We start from the raw sequence: 17,694 nt of genomic DNA, 5'->3' as shown, positions 1-17,694 counted from the left end.
CTCACTGTTCAAGGCGGGATGCCTTGTGGATGCAGCCGAGTATCGACCTCACCCGCCGCTGTCGGTAGACCCGGATTGCTATAGTCTGTGTAAACCAAAAGTTTAGAGTGGGCGGATATGGAGAGCTTCGGCAGTATCGAATGCTTTGTGCGCAGCGCCGAAGGCGGCAGCTTTGCCGAAGCGGCCCGGCGCTTGAGCCTGACCCCGGCGGCGGTGGGCAAAAGTGTCGCCAAGCTGGAAGCGCGGCTGGGGGTGCGGCTGTTCCAGCGCAGCACCCGGCGCCTGACCCTGACCGAAGCCGGCAAACGGTTCCTCGCCGAAGTCAGCGACAGCCTGATCACCATTCAGAACGCCGTGGCCAACCTGGCCAGCGCCGAGGGGCGGCCGGTGGGGACGCTCAAGGTCAGTATGGGCACGGTGTTCGGTAATCGTTATGTCATGCCGTTGCTGGGGGAATTCGTCCGGCGTTTTCCGGATATCAGCCCGGATTGGCATTTTGACAACCGCCAGGTCGACCTGATCGGCCAGGGCTTCGATGCGGCCATCGGCGGTGGTTTTGAGCTGCCCCAGGGCGTGGTGGCACGCAAGCTGACGCCCGCGCACCGGGTGTTGGTGGCGTCAGCGGATTACCTGGCGCAACGCCCGCCGGTACTGGCGCCCGAGGATTTGGCGCGTTGCCTGGGCATCCTGATCCGCTCCCCGCAAACCGGCCGCGTGCGCTCCTGGCAACTGACCAGCCGCGAGCGCGAACAGCGTCCGTTGGCGCTCAAGCCGCGCATGACCCTGAGCGACTCGGAGGCCGCCTGTTGCGCGAGCGCCCAGGGGATGGGCATTGCGCTGGTGAGCATGCCGATGGCAGTGCCGTTCCTCGACAGTGGCGCGGTGGTGCGGGTGCTGCCCGACTGGTACGTCGACGACGGCAACATCTCCCTCTACTACGCCGAACACAAACTGCTGCCCGGCAAGACCCGGGCGTTTGTCGACTTCATCCTCGAGCAGTTTTTAATCGCGGGACTGGCGCAGCGCTTCAGCGCGATTTGATCGCCGCGACCTGTTCTATCGGCTGCGCGGCCAGCCGATGACAGTCTTCGGCCGCGGGGTGGCGTAGGTCCTGACCTTCGACGTCGACAACCCCAATCGCACCAACCCTTCGGCAATCGTCACCGCCGCCGTTACCCCGTCCACCACCGGCACCCCGGTGCGCTGGCGAATGCGTTCGTCCAGCCCGGCCATGCCGCCGCATCCCAGGCAGATCACCTCGGCCTTGTCCTCGCGGATCGCCAGTTCCGCCTGCCGCACGATGGCCTCCATGGCCGCCAGCGGGTGTTCTTCCAGCTCCAGCACCGCCATGCCGCTGGCCCGCACCGAGGCGCAGCGTTGATACAGGCCGGCGAGTTTCAGGCGGTCCTCGATCAGCGGCACCGTGCGGTCCAGGGTGGTCACCACCGAGTAGGCGTGGCCGAGGAACATCGCGGTGGTGGCTGCCGCTTCGGTGATGTCCACTACCGGCACATTCAACAATTCCTGTAGGCCTTCGCGCCCATGTTCGCCATACCCGGCCTGGATCACCGCATCGAACGGCTGGTCGTAGGCCATCACGCGGTCCATCACCGCGATGGCCGCCAGGTAGCTCTCAAAATTGCCTTCCACCGATTCGGCGCCGAAGTACGGCGTGAGCCCGACAATCTCGGTGCCCGGCGAGGCCACGGACCGCGCTTGCTCGGCGATGGTCTGGGTGATGGATTCGGTGGTGTTGACGTTGACCACGAGGATACGCATGGAATGTCCTTTTTAATGACTGACGTTATCGACTGCAATGCTTTCACCGCTGACATCAGCGTAGAACGCTTGGCGCTTGGCGATCAGCCGGTACAACAGCCCTGCAATACCGGCGCCAAACAACCAGGAAAACGGCGAGACACTGGCAAACCCCGGCAACAGCGCCAGCAGGATGGCGATCACCGCCGCAGGAATAAATGCCGCCACCGCGCGCATATTCACGCCACGGCTGTAGTAATAAACGCCATTCGGGTCTTCGCTGTACAGTTGCGGCACGTCGACCTGGCTTTTACGGATCAGCCAGTAATCGACCATGATCACCCCGTACAATGGCCCGAGCAGCGCGCCCAGGCCGGAAAGGAAATACACGATCACCAGCGGGCTGTTGTAGAGGTTCCACGGCAGGATCAGCACCGCCACGGCCGCGCTGATCAACCCGGCGCGGCGGAAGTTCAGGTACTTGGGCGCCAGGTTGCTCAGCACAAAGGCCGGGGCGACGAAGTTGGCCATGATGTTCACCGCCACGGTGACGATCAGGAACGCCAGGCAGCCGAGTACCAGGAAGAACGTATTGGGGATCGCCGCGATGATCTCGGTCGGGCTTTCGATCACCCGGCCATTGAGCTGGAACTGCCCGCCGCAGAGCAGCACGGTGATGGCGGCGAACACTAGGATGTTCACCGGCAGGCCCCAGAAGTTGCCGACCTGGATGGTCCTGCGGCACGGTGAAGAGCGCGCGAAGTCGCAGAAGTTGAGGATCAACGTACCGTAGATCGCCAGCCACAGCGCGCCGCCGGCAAAGATATTGCGCCACATCTCGCCACCGGTGAGCGGCTCGCGGATCGACCAGGCGATGTGGCCGTCGGCCTGGAAGTACATCCAACCGGCCAGCGAAGCGACGGTCAGCAAAATCACCGGCCCGGCGAAGCCTTCGTAGCGACGCACGGTCTCCATGCCGTAGGCCAGGATCACCAGTTGCACGAACCAGATCGTCACAAAGCACGCCCAGCCCAGGCTCGACAGGCCCAGGATCGAGTTGTGGTCATAGTCGGCAAACCCCGGATGAATCGCCGTCAGCAATACTCGGAACACCACCGAGGCCAGGTAGGTCTGGATACCAAACCAGGCAATCGCAATAACCGCACGGATCAAGGCCGGAATCTGTGCGCCGTGAATGCCGAAGCTGATGCGGCTGATCACCGGAAACGGCACCCCGGTCTTCTGCCCCATATAACCCGACAAGTTCATGAAGAAGTACACCAGCGCCGCGCCGATCCCCAGGGATAACAGAATCTGCCAGCCACCCAGGCCCAGCGCATATAAGCCAATGGCGAACGAGTAATTGGCGATGTTGTGTACGTCGTTGGTCCATAACGCAAAGATGCTGTAGCGCCCCCAGCGTCGGCCTTCGACCTTGGTCGGCGCCAGGTCCCGGTTGTGCAGGCGCGGGCTGAGTACCAGCGGGCCGGGGCTCGCGGCCTCGGGGTTGAGGGCGGAGGAGGGCAGATCCAGTGCGAGGGTGTTCGAGAGGCGTGTACGCATTCCGGCAGGCTCCAGCACTGCTGCAGCAAAGCCGCAGCGGGAAAGTGTATGTATGTTTTGTATTTATTGTATACAAAGCGTACTTCACCTTAAGCCACATACGTGCCAGTTTTCGATCTATGAAAACCTTGGTTAATTTCGTTTTTATAGGTTCTATAAATAACTGACTGAATTCAAAGCGATATAAATTGACCGTTTGAACAGGTATTTATTTTTGACGGGGCAGAACCTCTGTTTAGAGGATAAACAGCGGCAGAGAGGAGATGTTACGTTTTGGTGCGCAGGTCGGTGGATTGCACACATAAATGGCACCGATGGTTACATTTGTGTGTACATATTCTTGTTCAGTGCGAAACAAATGTGGGAGGGGGCTTGCTCCCCCTCCCACATGGTTGACTGCGTCAGCGCTTAGGCCTTGCTGATGAGATTCCCGGCATGCAGCCCGCATTCCTTCTGCGTGGCTTCTTCCCACCACCAGCGGCCTTCGCGCTCGTGCTGGTTTGGCAACACCGGGCGGGTGCAGGGCTCGCAGCCGATGCTGATAAAACCGCGCTCGTGCAGGCTGTTGTACGGCAGCTCCAGCATGCGGATGTAACTCCAGATCTCTTCGCTGGTCATCTGCGCCAGTGGGTTGAACTTGTACAGGGTGCGCTCCGGGGTGGAGAAGGCCGTGTCGATTTCCAGCGCCGCCACTTGGCTGCGGGTGCCGGGGCTCTGATCGCGGCGCTGGCCGGTAGCCCAGGCGCGCACGCCGGAGAGCTTGCGGCGCAGCGGCTCGATCTTGCGCACACCGCAGCATTCGCCATGGCCGTCTTTGTAGAAGCTGAACAAGCCTTTCTCTTTGACGAAGGGTTCCAGTTTGCTCTGGTCCGGCGAGATCAGCTCGATGTCGATCTTGTAGAACTCGCGCACCTGTTCGATGAAACGGTAGGTCTCCGGGTGCAGGCGGCCGGTGTCGAGGCTGAACACCTTGACGTTCTTGTTCAGCTTCCAGGCCATGTCCACCAGCACCACATCCTCGGCACCGCTGAAGGAAATCCACAGGTCATCGCCGAACTGGCTGAACGCCAGCTTGAGAATGTCCTGGGCAGATTTGTTGGCATAGGTCGTGGCGAGTTCAACGACATCGAAGGCTTGGTTCATCAGGACGGTTCCTACAGGTCAGTGGCGCTGAGCGCTCTATAGGAGAGTGATGGTATCAAAATCCGCCCTGCGTTGCGGCCGCCGCCTTGAATCGCTAGAGTTCGGCAGTCTTTTTGCTCGCTCGACTTGAACAATACAAATAGGAGTGTCTCGTGGAAATTGCCTGTCTCGACCTGGAAGGGGTATTGGTTCCGGAAATCTGGATCGCCTTCGCCGAAAAAACCGGTATTGAATCCCTGCGGGCGACCACCCGGGACATTCCCGACTACGACGTGCTGATGAAGCAACGCCTGCGCATCCTCGACGAACACGGGCTCAAGCTCGCCGATATCCAGGAAGTGATCGCTACCCTCAAGCCGCTGGACGGTGCCATCGAGTTCGTCAACTGGCTGCGCGAGCGCTTCCAGGTGGTGATCCTGTCGGACACCTTCTACGAATTCTCCCAGCCGCTGATGCGCCAGTTGGGGTTCCCGACCCTGTTGTGCCACCGCCTGATCACTGACGAAACCGACCGCGTGGTCAGCTACCAACTGCGCCAGAAAGACCCCAAGCGCCAGTCGGTGCTGTCGTTCAAGAGCCTGTACTACCGCGTGATCGCTGCCGGCGATTCGTACAACGACACCAGCATGCTGGGCGAGGCCGACCGCGGGATTCTGTTCCATGCGCCGGAGAATGTGATCCGCGAGTTCCCGCAGTTCCCGGCGGTGCATACGTTTGAAGAGCTGAAGAACGAGTTCATCAAGGCTTCGAACCGGCCGTTGAGCCTGTAAGTCGTTCCGCGCAGTTGGCGGCCCCATCGCGAGCAAGCCCGCTCCCACATTCGACCGCGTTTATCCTCTGGAAGCGCGGTCGAATGTGGGCGCGGGCCTACAGCCGCCTGAGATCTTAAGCCCCTGCCAGCAACCGCTCATACGGGATGCTCAAGCCTTCATGCAGGCGCTTGATCATCGACAGGCTCAGCTTGCGCTTGCGGTTGAGCACTTCGGACACCCGGCCGCTGGTGCCGATGAAGGCCTCCAGGTCGCGCGCCGTCATGCCGAGTTGCTCCATGCGAAAGCGGATGGCTTCCACCGGGTCCGACGGCGGCATCGGATAATGTTCGGCCTCGTACTTTTCAATGAGGACCGCAAGAATTTCCAGCTCATCGCCCTCAGGCGAGCCGATTGGCGCTTCCCATATCTGTTCGACGCGTGCGAGCGCGGCGGTGAGGTCTTCTTGGGAATGTATGGGTTTGATGTTCATCACACGGTCTCCGCGTTGATCTGATCGTACTGTGCGTGGGTTCCCACGAAACGTATGAACCCAAGCTGACGCTGATAATTGATCGCCATGATCACTCGATACCGGTTGCCGCCCACGTTGAATACAACCCTGCTGCCTTTGAGGATGCTCGCGGTTCCGAGCTCCGCCTTGAGCGCTTGCGGCGTTGGGTATGCAGCCTTCTCCATATGGCGATACAACTCGACCAGCGGTGTTTTGGCGTCGATGTAAGCTGGGTGGCTCTCCCAGAAGAGACGTCAGGTCGAGAACGCGATTATCCGCATGATCCTAACCTCCCAATTTGGGAGATGTTAGGCTCTGGCAAGTGCAGATGCAATCTTGGAAATATTTTCTGACGAGTAAGCAATCGCTTCATGTGATCCTTCACAGATGGCGGGTGGACGGTCGAAACCGGACGCTATCCTCCGATTCACAGGCCGTCCACAGCGGTTCTGATTCAGGTTTTTTCCGCGGCCGGGCGTTGCCTCCCAACGCCAGGAAGGGCGCTGCGTTACAGGCTTTCCAGGGTTTGTAACAATACCCGCACCTTGGTCAGCGACTCCTGATATTCCGCCTGCCATTGCGAATCGGCGACGATCCCGCCGCCGCCCCAGCAGCACACCTGGCCGTCCTTGACCAGCAGGCTGCGGATGGCGATGGAGCTGTCCATCTCGCCACGCACGTCCAGGTACACCAGCGAGCCGCAGTACAGCCCGCGGCGGGTTGGCTCCAGTTCGTCGATGATCTGCATTGCGCGGATCTTTGGTGCGCCGGTGATGGAGCCGCCAGGGAAGCTGCCGGCGATCAGATCCAGGGCGTCCTTGTCGTCGGCCAATTCGCCGGTGACGCTGCTGACCAAGTGATGCACGTTGGGGTAGCTTTCCAGGCTGAACAACTCCGGCACTTTCACCGAGCCGGTGCGGCAGGTGCGCCCGAGGTCGTTGCGCAACAGATCGACGATCATCAGGTTCTCGGCACGATCCTTGGGGCTGGCCAGCAGTTCGGCGGCGTTGGCGGCGTCTTCTTCAGGCGTCAGGCCGCGCGGGCGGGTGCCTTTGATCGGGCGGGTTTCGACCTGGCGCTGGCTGATCCTGACGAAACGTTCCGGCGACAGGCTCAGTACCGCGCCGTCATCCGGCAGGCTCTGGAACCCGGAAAATGGCGTCGGGCAGGCTTCGCGCAAGGCGCAGTAGGCCGCCCACGGATCGCCGCTGCACGCTGCGCGAAAGCGCTGGGTGAAGTTGACCTGGTAGCAGTCGCCCGCGCGGATATAGTCGTGGATGCGGGCGATGGCCTGCGCGTAGGTCTGGGCGCTGATGTCGGGGGCCATGGGGCCGTGGAGCTTGAAGTTGGCGGCTATCTCGGCGGCTGGCTGGCTGAACAGCTTGATCAGTCGCTGCCGCTCGCCATCGGCCAGTGTCGGGTGAAACACCAACTGGCTGGTCTGCGCCTGGTGATCGCTGACCAGGGCCCAGGCGTACAGCCCAAAACGTGCGTCCGGCAGGTGCAGATCGTCCACCGCGCGGTGCGGCAACTGTTCCAGGTGCCGGCCGAAATCGTAGCTCAGGTAACCGATCAGGCCGCCGGCGAACGGCAACTCGTAGCCGGCCGGCAATGCCGCCTCACCCAACTGTGTAAGGTTTTCCCGCAGGCGTTGCAGGAACTCGCTGCCGCTCTCGTCAGGCCGCACCGCCAACGTCGCTTCGGGCCAGGCGCTGAGCAGGTCATAACGGCCCCGCTCGGCGGTCGGGCGGCCGCTGTCCAATAGCACCGCGCCAGGGGCATGGCGAATCGCCGCAAAATACTCGGCGGGGTTGGCCCGGTAGGGCAGTGGGTGTACGGAACAGGTCGACATGCGGGGTGGATCAGCTGATGGCGTGGGGGAGGGGATTGTAGACCCCCGTAGGATTTGGTCCTAGGGGGGATGTCGGGGATAGACAGATCGAAGGCCGGCTCAGCCTTCGACGGCGGGGATGTGCCCGAACATGGCCTGCACGAACTTCACCCGTTCTTCCGGCGTTTCCGTCACGCCAGCAGCTTTCAGGGTTTCCAGTCGTGCCTCGACCGCGTGGGTGCGCAGGGTCAGGCCGCAGTCGTTGGCGATCTGGATATTCAGCCCCGGCCGCGCATTCAGTTCGAGGATCAGTGGGCCTTTTTCCTGGTCCAGCACCATGTCCACGCCGATGTAGCCCAGCCCGCACAGCTCATAGCAGCCGGCGGCGAGCTTCATGAAACCGTCCCAGTTGGGCAGTTGCACGCCATCCACCGCGTTGGTGGTGTCGGGGTGTTTGGTGATGATGTTGTTCAGCCAGGTGCCGCGCAGGGTCAGGCCGGTGGCCAGGTCGACGCCCACGCCGATCGCGCCCTGGTGCAGGTTGGCCTTGCCGCCGGACTGGCGGGTCGGCAAGCGCAGCATGGCCATCACCGGGTAGCCCATCAGCACGATGATGCGGATATCCGGCACGCCTTCGTAGCTGATGCTCTTGAAAATCTGGTCGGGCACCACGCGGTACTCGATCAGCGCGCGGTCGCGGTGGCCGCCCAGGGAGTACAGGCCGGTGAGGATGCTGGAAATCTGATGCTCGATTTCCTCATGGCTGATGATCTTGCCGGAGACCGTGCGATAACGCTCCTCAAAGCGGTCGGCGATGACGAGGATGCCGTCACCGCCAGCGCCCTGGGCCGGTTTGATCACGAAGTCGCTGCGCCCTTGGATGATCTCGTCGAGCTTGTCGATTTCCTTCTCGGTGGAAATCACCCCGTACATTTCCGGCACATGGATGCCGGCCGCCAGCGCGCGTTCCTTGGTGATGATCTTGTCATCCACGATCGGGTACAGGCTGCGCTTGTTGTACTTGAGCACGTAGTCCGCATTACGCCGGTTGATGCCCATGATGCCCCGCGCTTCCAGGGCCTTCCAGGTCTTCCAGAAGCCGAACATTACGAGTCAGCCTTGAGGAAGGCCTTGAAGCGCACCAGCTCGGTCAGGCGGTAGCCGCGATAACGCCCCATGGCCAGCATGAAGCCCACCAGGATCAGCAGGATCGCCGGGAAGGTGAACACAAAGTAGACCAGCTCCGGCACGCTCATGATCAGGTGCGCCAGGGACGCCGCGAACAGCGTGCCGATCGCCACTTTCAGCGCATGGCTGGCGCCGCGTTCTTCCCAGGTGATCGACAGGCGTTCGATGGTCATGGTCAGAATCACCATCGGGAACAGCGCCACCGACAGCCCGCGCTCCAGCCCCAGTTTATGGCTGAACAGGCTGATGGCCGCGATCAGCACCACCACGAAGGTCAGCACCACCGACAGCCTCGGCAGCATCTGCAACTTCAGGTGTTCCAGGTACGAGCGCAGCGACAAGCCCAGCGCGGTGATGATCGTAAACAGCACAATCCCGAAGCCCAGCTGAGTCTCGCGGAACGCCAGGGCGATCAGCACCGGGGTAAACGTGCCCAGGGTCTGCAGGCCGATCAGGTTGCGCAGGATCAGGATCACCAGCACGCCGATCGGGATCATCACCATGATCATGAAGGTCTGCTGGGTTTGCAGCGGCAGGCCGTACAGCGAGTATTCGAGGAAGTTGGCGTCGGTGTTTTCGTCGGTCAGCTTGGCCAGGCGGATCGCGTTCATTTCGCTGTTGTTCAGGCTGAAGGTGACCATGGCTTTCTTGCCGCCATCGACGGTGATCAGGTTTTCATCGCCGGTCCACCACAACAGGCGGTCGGCGGGCAGGCCTGGTTCGCCGGTTTCCGGGTTGAAGTACAGCCAGTCATTGCCATTGAAGCTGCGCAGCCACAGTTCCGGGGTTTGCGGCTGGTCGGCGACGAGGCGGATGGTGTGGACCTTTTCCACCGGCACGTGGGCGATGGACAGCAGCAGTTCGACGATCTTGGCCTTGTGCGGCGTCGACGGGTCGCCCGCCAGCAGCAGCTTGACGTTGTCGTCGTTGAGGTTGTTGGTGCGCTTGATTGCTTCGGTAATAAAGGTTTCCACATCGGCCGAGTGCTGGCGGATCGGCGCGAGCAGGGCTTCGGCGGCGATTTTTTCCGGGCCTTCCACGGCGATGCTGTCGCGGAAGGTCGGGCCCTTGATCTTGACCTTTTCACCGCTGTAACGCTTGGTCAGCACCAGGCGGTAATACAGGGTCTGCTTGCCCTTGGCCCGGCGCGCCGACCAGGTGACCTTGCGGTTGCCATCGATGCGGTTGACGCTGACCCCGTAGTTATTCGAGATGAAACTCTCATTGAGGCTGACGAAGTCGCGGCTCAGGGGCGGCACGAACATCTGGATCTTCACCGGGTCTTTCGGGTTGGCGACGAACTCGACCTTGGCGTCGATGTTCCACAAGTCGTCGGTGGCGTCCTCGGTGACGGGAATGCCCAGCACGAAGATCTGGTAGGCGGTGACCGAAATACCCAGCACCACCAGGAGGGTGATGAGGATTTTCAGGTGCAGGGTCAGAGAGCGCATTCGGTTTACTCGGCGGTATGAGCGTCGGCGGCGCAGGCAGGTTTGCCCGCTGCGTATTTAAGACTGGGGTCGACCAGCGCATCAAAGCGTTTCAGCGCTTCGGAGCCGATCAGCAGCGGGTATTGGAAAGCGCTGCGGTCAGTCAAGTTCACTTCGATGCTGCGTAAAGCGCTACCCATGCAGATATCCAGGGCAATCACCGGACGGGCGGTGTAGTTCTTGTCCTCATCGGGGTCGTAGTCACCGGCGCGGCGCTTGATCTTGCTGACGCGGGCCAGTGGGCGTTCGATGGGGTGGGAATGGGCGGTGTCGATGGCCAGGTAGAAGCGTACCCAGGATTCGCCGTTGCGCTTGAAGCGTTTGATATCGCGGGCGCTCAACGAGGCGGTCTTGGCGCCGGTGTCGAGTTTGGCCGCCACTTCCAGGTCGATATCCGCCAGCTTGGCGTATTCGTTGAGGCCATACACGGTCTTCTCGGCGGCAGCGCATAGCCCCGGCATAAGTCCTGGTATGAACAGTAGGCAAAACAATCGGGGGAAGGGCTTGAGTCTCATAAATCCTGAGGCGGTGCAGTGCGATGTTCAATTCAAGGCGACTGGCATTGCTGCGCAAGCTCCCTCGTGCGCCGTTTCATCAAGAGATGTCAGGCAAAAGCGGCATCTATTCTAACATGATGCTTTTTTGGCGCCAGCGCTGGCAGGCGGCCATGTCCTTGTTGCTTACAACGGCGGTTATTAGACGATTGTCGACAATGTTGATTTATTCTTTGACTAAGTAGGGCTTATTGGCTAGTTTTTGCGGCATTGCTTTTAAAGGTGTCGACAATATGCTGGATCAATCGGAAGCTCCGGTGGTCTCCCCGGAAGAATCCCAGACAATGTCGGAGAATGTCTTTAGGCGTATACAGGCCGCTATCGTCAAAGGCGAGATCGCCCCCGGCAGCAAGATCTCCGAGCCGGAACTGGCGCGCACCTACGGCATCAGCCGCGGCCCGTTGCGTGAGGCGATCCACCGTCTCGAAGGCCAGCGCCTGCTGGTGCGCGTGCCCCATGTGGGCGCTCGCGTGGTGTCGTTGAGCCACGCGGAATTGATCGAACTCTATGAAATCCGCGAATCCCTCGAAGGCATGGCGTGCCGCCTGGCCGCCGAGCGCATGACCGATGCGGAGATCGAAGAACTGCGCCAGGTGCTGCACACCCACGAACGGGATGCGGCGTTCCAGGCGGGTGTCGGCTATTACCAGCAGGAAGGCGACTTCGACTTTCATTACCGGATCATCCAGGGCGCGGGCAACCGCACCTTGACCCAAATGCTCTGCGGCGAGCTGTACCAGTTGGTGCGTATGTACCGCATCCAGTTCTCCGCAACCCCCAATCGTCCACGCCAGGCCTTTGCCGAGCATCACCGTATTCTTGACGCGATCGCCGATCGCGACGGTGAACTGGCCGAGTTGTTGATGCGTCGTCACATCGGCGCCTCCAAACGCAATATCGCCCGCCACTTCCCAGGCGGTGCTCCCCAGACAGCCACTCAGCGAGGTGAGTCATGAGTTCCAATAACAACCGCACTCCAGGCCAGCGTTTCCGTGACGCGGTCGCCAGCGAACACCCATTGCAGGTGGTCGGCACGATCAATGCCAACCACGCACTGCTGGCCAAGCGCGCCGGTTTCAAGGCGATCTACCTGTCGGGTGGCGGGGTGGCCGCGGGCTCCCTCGGCGTGCCGGACCTGGGCATCACCGGCCTTGATGACGTGCTGACCGACGTGCGCCGCATCACCGACGTGTGCGACCTGCCGCTGCTGGTGGACGTGGACACCGGTTTCGGCTCCTCGGCGTTCAACGTGGCACGCACCGTCAAGTCGATGATCAAGTTCGGCGCCGCTGCCATCCATATCGAAGACCAGGTCGGCGCCAAGCGCTGCGGTCATCGCCCGAACAAAGAAATCGTGTCCCAGCAGGAAATGGTCGACCGCATCAAGGCCGCCGTGGATGCGCGCACCGATGACAGCTTCGTGATCATGGCGCGTACCGATGCGCTGGCCGTCGAAGGCCTGGAATCCGCCCTGGACCGCGCCGCCGCCTGCATCGAGGCCGGCGCCGACATGGTGTTCCCGGAAGCCATCACCGAGCTGGACATGTACAAGCTGTTCGCGTCAAAGGTAAAGGCGCCGATCCTGGCTAACATTACCGAGTTCGGTGCAACCCCGTTGTACACCGTCGATCAACTGAAATCTGCCGATGTTTCCATCGTGCTGTACCCGCTCTCGGCCTTCCGCGCCATGAACAAGGCCGCCGAAAACGTCTACACCGCGATCCGTCGCGACGGCACCCAACAGAACGTGATCGACACCATGCAAACCCGCATGGAGCTTTACGATCGCATCGACTACCACACCTTCGAGCAGAAGCTCGACGCGCTGTTCGCCGCCAAGAAGTAACGAACGCGCCTCCCGGATAACTACAAAATTGGAGAGTAACCATGGCTGAAGCAAAAGTACTGAGCGGCGCTGGCCTGCGTGGCCAGGTGGCCGGGCAGACCGCACTGTCCACCGTGGGCCAGGCCGGTGCCGGCCTGACCTATCGCGGCTACGACGTGCGCGAACTGGCCGCTGATGCGCAGTTCGAAGAAGTCGCCTACCTGCTGCTGTACGGCGAATTGCCGACCAAGACCGAACTGGCTGCCTACAGCGCCAAGCTGAGCAAGCTGCGTGACCTGCCCCAGGCGCTCAAGGAAGTGCTCGAGCGCATCCCGGCCGACGCCCACCCGATGGACGTGATGCGTACCGGTTGCTCGTTCCTCGGCAATCTCGAGCCGGAGCAGGACTTCAGCGTTCAGCGCGATGTCACCGACCGTCTGCTCGCGGCCTTCCCGGCGATCATGTGCTACTGGTACCGCTTCAGCCATGACGGCAAACGCATCGACTGCGTGACCGACGAACCTTCCATCGGCGGTCACTTCCTGCACCTGCTGCACGGCAAGACGCCGAGCGAGTTGCACGTCAAAGTGATGAACGTGTCGCTGATCCTGTACGCCGAGCACGAATTCAACGCGTCGACCTTTACCGCGCGTGTCTGTGCGTCGACCCTGTCTGACTTGTATTCGTGCATCACCGCCGCCATCGGTTCGCTGCGCGGCCCGCTGCACGGCGGCGCCAACGAAGCGGCGATGGAAATGATCGAGCGCTTCTTGTCGGCCGAGGACGCCGTCGACGGCACCCTCGCCATGCTGGCGCGCAAGGACAAGATCATGGGCTTCGGTCACGCGATCTACAAAGACAGCGACCCGCGCAATGAGGTCATCAAGGGCTGGTCGAAACTGCTCGCCGAAGAAGTGGACGACAAAGTGTTGTTCCCGGTCTCCGAAGCCATCGACAAGGTCATGTGGGAGCAGAAGAAGTTGTTCCCCAACGCCGACTTCTACCATGCCTCGGCGTACCACTTCATGGGCATCCCGACCAAGCTGTTCACCCCGATCTTCGTGTGCTCGCGCCTCACCGGCTGGGCCGCGCATGTGTTCGAACAGCGCGCCAACAACCGCATCATCCGTCCAAGCGCTGAGTACATCGGCGTCGAACAGCGCAAGTTCGTGCCAATCGAACGTCGCTGAAGGCCGACGATTCCAGGATTGAAATGAGGTCAAAAGGTGGGAGGGGGCTTGCCCCCTCCCACATTTGAATCACATTTCAAATCTGGATCAGTGGGTTCCTTTTGTAATCACCGTGACCGAGTCCTGACGATGAACACTGAATTTCGCAAATCGCTCCCCGGCAGCCGCCTCGATTACTTCGACGCCCGCGCGGCTGTCGATGCAATCACCCCCGGCGCCTACGCCACCTTGCCTTACACCTCCCGCGTACTCGCGGAAAACCTGGTGCGTCGTTGCGACCCGGCCACCCTCAACGCTTCCCTGAGCCAACTGATCGAGCGCAAGCGCGACCTCGACTTCCCTTGGTTCCCGGCGCGGGTGGTGTGCCATGACATCCTCGGCCAGACCGCCCTGGTCGACCTCGCCGGCCTGCGCGATGCCATCGCCCTGCAAGGCGGCGACCCGGCCCAGGTCAACCCGGTGGTGCCGACCCAACTGATCGTCGACCACTCCCTGGCCGTCGAAGCCGGTGGTTTCGACCCGGACGCGTTCGAGAAAAACCGCGCCATCGAAGACCGCCGCAACGAAGACCGCTTCCACTTTATCGAGTGGACCAAAAAAGCCTTCAAGAACGTCGACGTGATCCCGCCGGGCAACGGCATCATGCACCAGATCAACCTGGAGAAAATGTCTCCGGTGATCCAGGTGCGTGACGGCGTGGCGTTCCCCGACACCTGCGTCGGCACCGACAGCCACACCCCGCACGTGGATGCCCTCGGCGTGATCGCCATCGGCGTCGGCGGCCTCGAAGCGGAGAGCGTGATGCTCGGCCGCGCCTCGTGGATGCGCCTGCCGGAAAGCGTCGGCGTGGAGCTGACGGGCAAGCTGCAACCCGGCATCACCGCCACCGACATGGTGCTGGCGCTGACCGAGTTCCTGCGTCAACAGAAAGTGGTGGGCGCATGGCTCGAGTTCTTCGGCGAAGGTGCATCGGCACTGACCCTGGGCGACCGCGCGACCATCTCCAACATGGCCCCGGAATACGGCGCCACCGCGGCGATGTTCTACATCGACCCGCAGACCATTGCCTACCTGAAACTCACTGGCCGTGAAGACGCACAAGTCGCTCTGGTCGAGCAATACGCACGCCAGACCGGCCTGTGGGCCGACGACCTCAAGGGCGCGAAATACGAGCGCGGCCTGACCTTCGACCTGTCCAGCGTCGTGCGCAACATGGCCGGCCCGAGCAACCCGCACGCCCGTGTCGCCACCAGCGACCTCGCCGCCAAAGGCATCTCCGGCCAGTGGGAAGAAGTACCGGGGCAAATGCCCGACGGTGCGGTCATCATTGCCGCGATCACCAGCTGCACCAACACCAGCAACCCGCGCAACGTGATCGCCGCCGGCCTCCTGGCGCGCAACGCCAACAAGCTGGGGCTGAGCCGCAAGCCGTGGGTCAAGTCGTCCCTGGCGCCCGGTTCGAAAACCGTGGCCATGTACCTCGAAGAAGCCGGCCTTGGGCACGAACTGGAAAAACTCGGTTTCGGTGTGGTGGCCTTCGCCTGCACCACCTGCAACGGTATGTCCGGTGCGCTCGACCCGGTGATCCAGCAAGAGATCATTGACCGCGACTTGTACGCCACCGCCGTGTTGTCGGGTAACCGCAACTTCGACGGGCGTATCCACCCGTATGCCAAGCAAGCGTTCCTGGCTTCGCCGCCGCTGGTGGTGGCCTATGCGATTGCCGGTACCATCCGTTTCGACATCGAGAAGGACGTGCTGGGCCTCGACGCCAACGGCAAGGAAATCCGCCTGAAAGACATCTGGCCGAGCGACGAAGAAATCGACGCGGTGGTCAAGGCGTCGGTCAAGCCGGAGCAGTTCCGCAAAGTGTATATCCCGATGTTCGCGATCCACGAAGACACCGGCCCGAAAGTCGCGCCGCTGTATGAGTGGCGCCCGCAAAGCACCTATATCCGCCGTCCGCCGTACTGGGAAGGCGCGCTGGCCGGTGCGCGGCCGCTTAAGGGTATGCGCCCGCTGGCAGTGCTGCCGGACAACATCACCACCGACCACCTGTCGCCGTCCAACGCGATCATGCTCGACAGCGCCGCCGGCGAATACCTGGTGAAAATGGGCCTGCCGGAAGTCGACTTCAACTCTTACGCGACCCACCGGGGCGACCACCTGACCGCGCAACGCGCCACCTTCGCCAACCCGAAACTGTTCAACGAAATGGTCGTCGAAAACGGCAAGGTCAAGCAGGGTTCCCTGGCGCGCATCGAGCCGGAAGGCAAGGTCACGCGCATGTGGGAAGCCATCGAAACCTACATGGAGCGCAAGCAGCCGCTGATCATCATCGCTGGCGCTGACTACGGTCAGGGTTCGTCCCGCGACTGGGCAGCCAAGGGCGTGCGCCTGGCGGGTGTGGAAGCGATTGCCGCCGAAGGTTTCGAACGCATTCACCGCACCAACCTGGTGGGCATGGGCGTGTTGCCGCTGGAGTTCCTGCCGGGCACCGACCGTCATACGTTGAAGATCGACGGCAGCGAAACCTATGACGTGGTCGGCGAACGCACCCCGCGCGCGCAGTTGACCCTGGTGATCAACCGCAAGAATGGCGAACGTGTCGAAGTGCCGGTGACCTGCCGCCTGGACACCGCCGAAGAAGTGTCGATCTACGAGGCGGGCGGCGTGTTGCAACGTTTTGCCCAGGACTTCCTGGAATCGGCGGCGACCGCCTGAAGAGGATAACCATGTCACACGTACCGCAAATCAAGATCCCCGCCACCTACATGCGTGGCGGCACCAGCAAGGGTGTGTTTTTCAGCGTCCAGGACCTGCCCGAGTCGGCGCAGGTCCCGGGGGCCGCACGCGATGCCCTGCTGTTGCGGGTGATCGGCAGCCCCGATCCCTATGACAAGCAGATCGACGGCATGGGCGGCGCCACGTCGAGCACCAGCAAAACCGTGATCCTGGCCAAGAGCAGCCGCGCCGAGCATGACGTGGACTACCTGTTCGGCCAGGTCGCCATCGACAAACCGTTCGTCGACTGGAGCGGCAACTGCGGCAACCTGTCGGCGGCGGTGGGTTCCTTCGCCATCAGCGCGGGCCTGGTCGACCCGGCCCGCGTGCCCCGCAACGGCGTGGCCGTGGTACGGATCTGGCAGGCCAATATCGGCAAGACCATCATCGCCCACGTACCGATCACCGACGGCGCGGTGCAGGAAACCGGCGACTTCGAACTGGACGGCGTGACCTTCCCGGCCGCCGAAGTGCAGTTGGAGTTCCTGGACCCGGCCGCTGAAGAAGAGGGCGGCGGTGGTTCGATGTTCCCCACCGGCAACCTGATCGATGACCTGGAGGTGCCGGGTGTCGGCACCTTCAAGGCCACGCTGATCAACGCGGGTATCCCGACAATCTTCATCAACGCGCAAGACCTGGGCTATACCGGTACCGAGCTGCAAGGCGCAATCAACGGCGACCCGAAAGCCCTGGCGATGTTCGAGACGGTGCGGGCCTATGGCGCGTTGCGCATGGGCCTGATCAAGCATCTGGACGAGGCCGCCCAGCGTCAGCACACGCCAAAGGTGGCCTTCGTGGCACCGCCTGCGGACTACGTGGCTTCCAGCGGCAAGGCGATCAAGGCCGGCGATATCGACCTGCTGGTGCGTGCCTTGTCCATGGGCAAGTTGCACCACGCGATGATGGGCACCGCAGCGGTGGCGATCGGCACGGCTGCGGCGATTTCCGGGACCTTGGTCAACCTCGCGGCGGGCGGCGTAGAACGCAACGCGGTGCGCTTCGGGCATCCGTCCGGCACCTTGCGGGTCGGCGCTGAAGCCACCCAGGTCAACGGCGAATGGGTGGTGAAGAAGGCCATCATGAGCCGTAGCGCGCGGGTGTTGAT

At 62.0% G+C, this 17,694-nt stretch carries 16 protein-coding genes; 7 read left to right on the top strand and 9 right to left on the bottom strand.

Features of this window, described 5'->3' with window-relative positions; translation table 11 throughout:
- The first annotated feature begins 117 nt into the window (after positions 1-117).
- Positions 118-1,041 (top strand): LysR family transcriptional regulator, encoded by a 924-nt coding sequence (locus tag AC07W0_RS17770; protein ID WP_017848486.1) that lies wholly within the window; start codon positions 118-120, stop codon positions 1,039-1,041.
- Positions 1,042-1,056: 15 nt separating this feature from the next.
- Here AC07W0_RS17770 and AC07W0_RS17765 read toward each other — a convergent pair whose 3' ends face one another.
- The 3 genes from AC07W0_RS17765 to AC07W0_RS17755 all read right to left on the bottom strand — a co-directional run bounded on the left by AC07W0_RS17765 (position 1,057) and on the right by AC07W0_RS17755 (position 4,464).
- A complete protein-coding gene (locus tag AC07W0_RS17765) occupies positions 1,057-1,779 on the bottom strand; it encodes an aspartate/glutamate racemase family protein (protein WP_017848485.1) in 723 nt (240 codons plus the stop codon).
- A 12-nt stretch (positions 1,780-1,791) separates the two neighbouring features.
- Positions 1,792-3,321: an NCS1 family nucleobase:cation symporter-1 gene (locus AC07W0_RS17760; protein WP_046382408.1), complete on the bottom strand. Its 1,530-nt coding sequence runs from the start codon at positions 3,319-3,321 to the stop codon at positions 1,792-1,794.
- 408 nt (positions 3,322-3,729) lie between these two features.
- On the bottom strand, positions 3,730-4,464 hold the full coding sequence (locus AC07W0_RS17755) for a phosphoadenylyl-sulfate reductase (RefSeq protein WP_017848483.1): 735 nt from the start codon (positions 4,462-4,464) through the stop codon (positions 3,730-3,732).
- Positions 4,465-4,616: 152 nt separating this feature from the next.
- Between AC07W0_RS17755 and thrH the strand changes: the two genes are divergently transcribed.
- Complete coding sequence (gene thrH / locus AC07W0_RS17750; protein WP_017848482.1) at positions 4,617-5,234, top strand: bifunctional phosphoserine phosphatase/homoserine phosphotransferase ThrH; 618 nt, start codon at positions 4,617-4,619, stop codon at positions 5,232-5,234.
- Between the two features lie 115 nt (positions 5,235-5,349).
- On the opposite strand, the gene AC07W0_RS17745 is transcribed toward thrH, so the two are convergent.
- The 6 genes from AC07W0_RS17745 to rloA all read right to left on the bottom strand — a co-directional run bounded on the left by AC07W0_RS17745 (position 5,350) and on the right by rloA (position 10,751).
- Complete coding sequence (locus tag AC07W0_RS17745; RefSeq protein WP_017848481.1) at positions 5,350-5,706, bottom strand: helix-turn-helix domain-containing protein; 357 nt, start codon at positions 5,704-5,706, stop codon at positions 5,350-5,352.
- Positions 5,706-5,951, bottom strand: a complete 246-nt coding sequence (locus AC07W0_RS17740) for a type II toxin-antitoxin system HigB family toxin (protein WP_256580751.1) — start codon at positions 5,949-5,951, stop codon at positions 5,706-5,708. The genes AC07W0_RS17745 and AC07W0_RS17740 overlap by 1 nt, the downstream gene beginning before the upstream one ends.
- A 284-nt stretch (positions 5,952-6,235) precedes the next feature.
- Complete coding sequence (pabB, locus tag AC07W0_RS17735) at positions 6,236-7,579, bottom strand: aminodeoxychorismate synthase component I (RefSeq protein WP_102618457.1); 1,344 nt, start codon at positions 7,577-7,579, stop codon at positions 6,236-6,238.
- Positions 7,580-7,678: 99 nt separating this feature from the next.
- The gene (locus AC07W0_RS17730; RefSeq protein ID WP_017848478.1) at positions 7,679-8,665 is read right to left on the bottom strand and encodes an alpha-L-glutamate ligase-like protein; all 987 of its coding nucleotides are present in this window, start codon (positions 8,663-8,665) and stop codon (positions 7,679-7,681) included.
- Positions 8,665-10,197: an osmotic stress tolerance membrane protein RloB gene (gene rloB, locus AC07W0_RS17725; protein ID WP_046382414.1), complete on the bottom strand. Its 1,533-nt coding sequence runs from the start codon at positions 10,195-10,197 to the stop codon at positions 8,665-8,667. The genes AC07W0_RS17730 and rloB overlap by 1 nt, the downstream gene beginning before the upstream one ends.
- A gap of 5 nt (positions 10,198-10,202) precedes the next feature.
- Positions 10,203-10,751, bottom strand: coding sequence for a retropepsin-like aspartic peptidase RloA (gene rloA, locus AC07W0_RS17720; RefSeq protein WP_026140213.1), 549 nt, complete (start codon positions 10,749-10,751; stop codon positions 10,203-10,205).
- 272 nt (positions 10,752-11,023) lie between these two features.
- On the opposite strand from rloA, the gene AC07W0_RS17715 reads away from it, so the two are divergent.
- The 5 genes from AC07W0_RS17715 to prpF form a co-directional block, all read left to right on the top strand.
- A complete protein-coding gene (locus AC07W0_RS17715; RefSeq protein WP_046382415.1) occupies positions 11,024-11,746 on the top strand; it encodes a GntR family transcriptional regulator in 723 nt (240 codons plus the stop codon).
- A complete protein-coding gene (gene prpB, locus AC07W0_RS17710) occupies positions 11,743-12,636 on the top strand; it encodes a methylisocitrate lyase (RefSeq protein WP_017848474.1) in 894 nt (297 codons plus the stop codon). The genes AC07W0_RS17715 and prpB overlap by 4 nt, the downstream gene beginning before the upstream one ends.
- A 41-nt stretch (positions 12,637-12,677) precedes the next feature.
- Positions 12,678-13,805, top strand: coding sequence for a bifunctional 2-methylcitrate synthase/citrate synthase (gene prpC, locus AC07W0_RS17705; protein WP_017848473.1), 1,128 nt, complete (start codon positions 12,678-12,680; stop codon positions 13,803-13,805).
- A gap of 129 nt (positions 13,806-13,934) precedes the next feature.
- Positions 13,935-16,529: a Fe/S-dependent 2-methylisocitrate dehydratase AcnD gene (gene acnD / locus AC07W0_RS17700; RefSeq protein WP_102618456.1), complete on the top strand. Its 2,595-nt coding sequence runs from the start codon at positions 13,935-13,937 to the stop codon at positions 16,527-16,529.
- 11 nt (positions 16,530-16,540) lie between these two features.
- A partial coding sequence (prpF, locus tag AC07W0_RS17695) for a 2-methylaconitate cis-trans isomerase PrpF (RefSeq protein ID WP_102618455.1) occupies positions 16,541-17,694 on the top strand: 1,154 nt, incomplete at its 3' end.

The sequence above is a fragment of the Pseudomonas sp. GW704-F2 genome, assembly GCF_059423025.1.
Note: the sequence above shows the minus strand (reverse complement) of the source record. Positions and strands in the feature narration are given on the sequence as shown.

Excerpts from the sequence above, each read along its gene's own strand:
- AC07W0_RS17730 (WP_017848478.1), bottom strand. The coding sequence starts at position 8,665 with ATGTTCGGCTTCTGGAAGACCTGGAAGGCCCTGGAAGCGCGGGGCATC.
- rloA (WP_026140213.1), bottom strand. The coding sequence starts at position 10,751 with ATGAGACTCAAGCCCTTCCCCCGATTGTTTTGCCTACTGTTCATACCA.
- pabB (WP_102618457.1), bottom strand. The coding sequence starts at position 7,579 with ATGTCGACCTGTTCCGTACACCCACTGCCCTACCGGGCCAACCCCGCC.
- prpC (WP_017848473.1), top strand. The coding sequence starts at position 12,678 with ATGGCTGAAGCAAAAGTACTGAGCGGCGCTGGCCTGCGTGGCCAGGTG.
- prpB (WP_017848474.1), top strand. The coding sequence starts at position 11,743 with ATGAGTTCCAATAACAACCGCACTCCAGGCCAGCGTTTCCGTGACGCG.
- AC07W0_RS17765 (WP_017848485.1), bottom strand. The coding sequence starts at position 1,779 with ATGCGTATCCTCGTGGTCAACGTCAACACCACCGAATCCATCACCCAG.
- rloB (WP_046382414.1), bottom strand. The coding sequence starts at position 10,197 with ATGCGCTCTCTGACCCTGCACCTGAAAATCCTCATCACCCTCCTGGTG.
- AC07W0_RS17755 (WP_017848483.1), bottom strand. The coding sequence starts at position 4,464 with ATGAACCAAGCCTTCGATGTCGTTGAACTCGCCACGACCTATGCCAAC.
- AC07W0_RS17770 (WP_017848486.1), top strand. The coding sequence starts at position 118 with ATGGAGAGCTTCGGCAGTATCGAATGCTTTGTGCGCAGCGCCGAAGGC.
- acnD (WP_102618456.1), top strand. The coding sequence starts at position 13,935 with ATGAACACTGAATTTCGCAAATCGCTCCCCGGCAGCCGCCTCGATTAC.
- AC07W0_RS17715 (WP_046382415.1), top strand. The coding sequence starts at position 11,024 with ATGCTGGATCAATCGGAAGCTCCGGTGGTCTCCCCGGAAGAATCCCAG.
- AC07W0_RS17760 (WP_046382408.1), bottom strand. The coding sequence starts at position 3,321 with ATGCGTACACGCCTCTCGAACACCCTCGCACTGGATCTGCCCTCCTCC.
- AC07W0_RS17745 (WP_017848481.1), bottom strand. The coding sequence starts at position 5,706 with ATGAACATCAAACCCATACATTCCCAAGAAGACCTCACCGCCGCGCTC.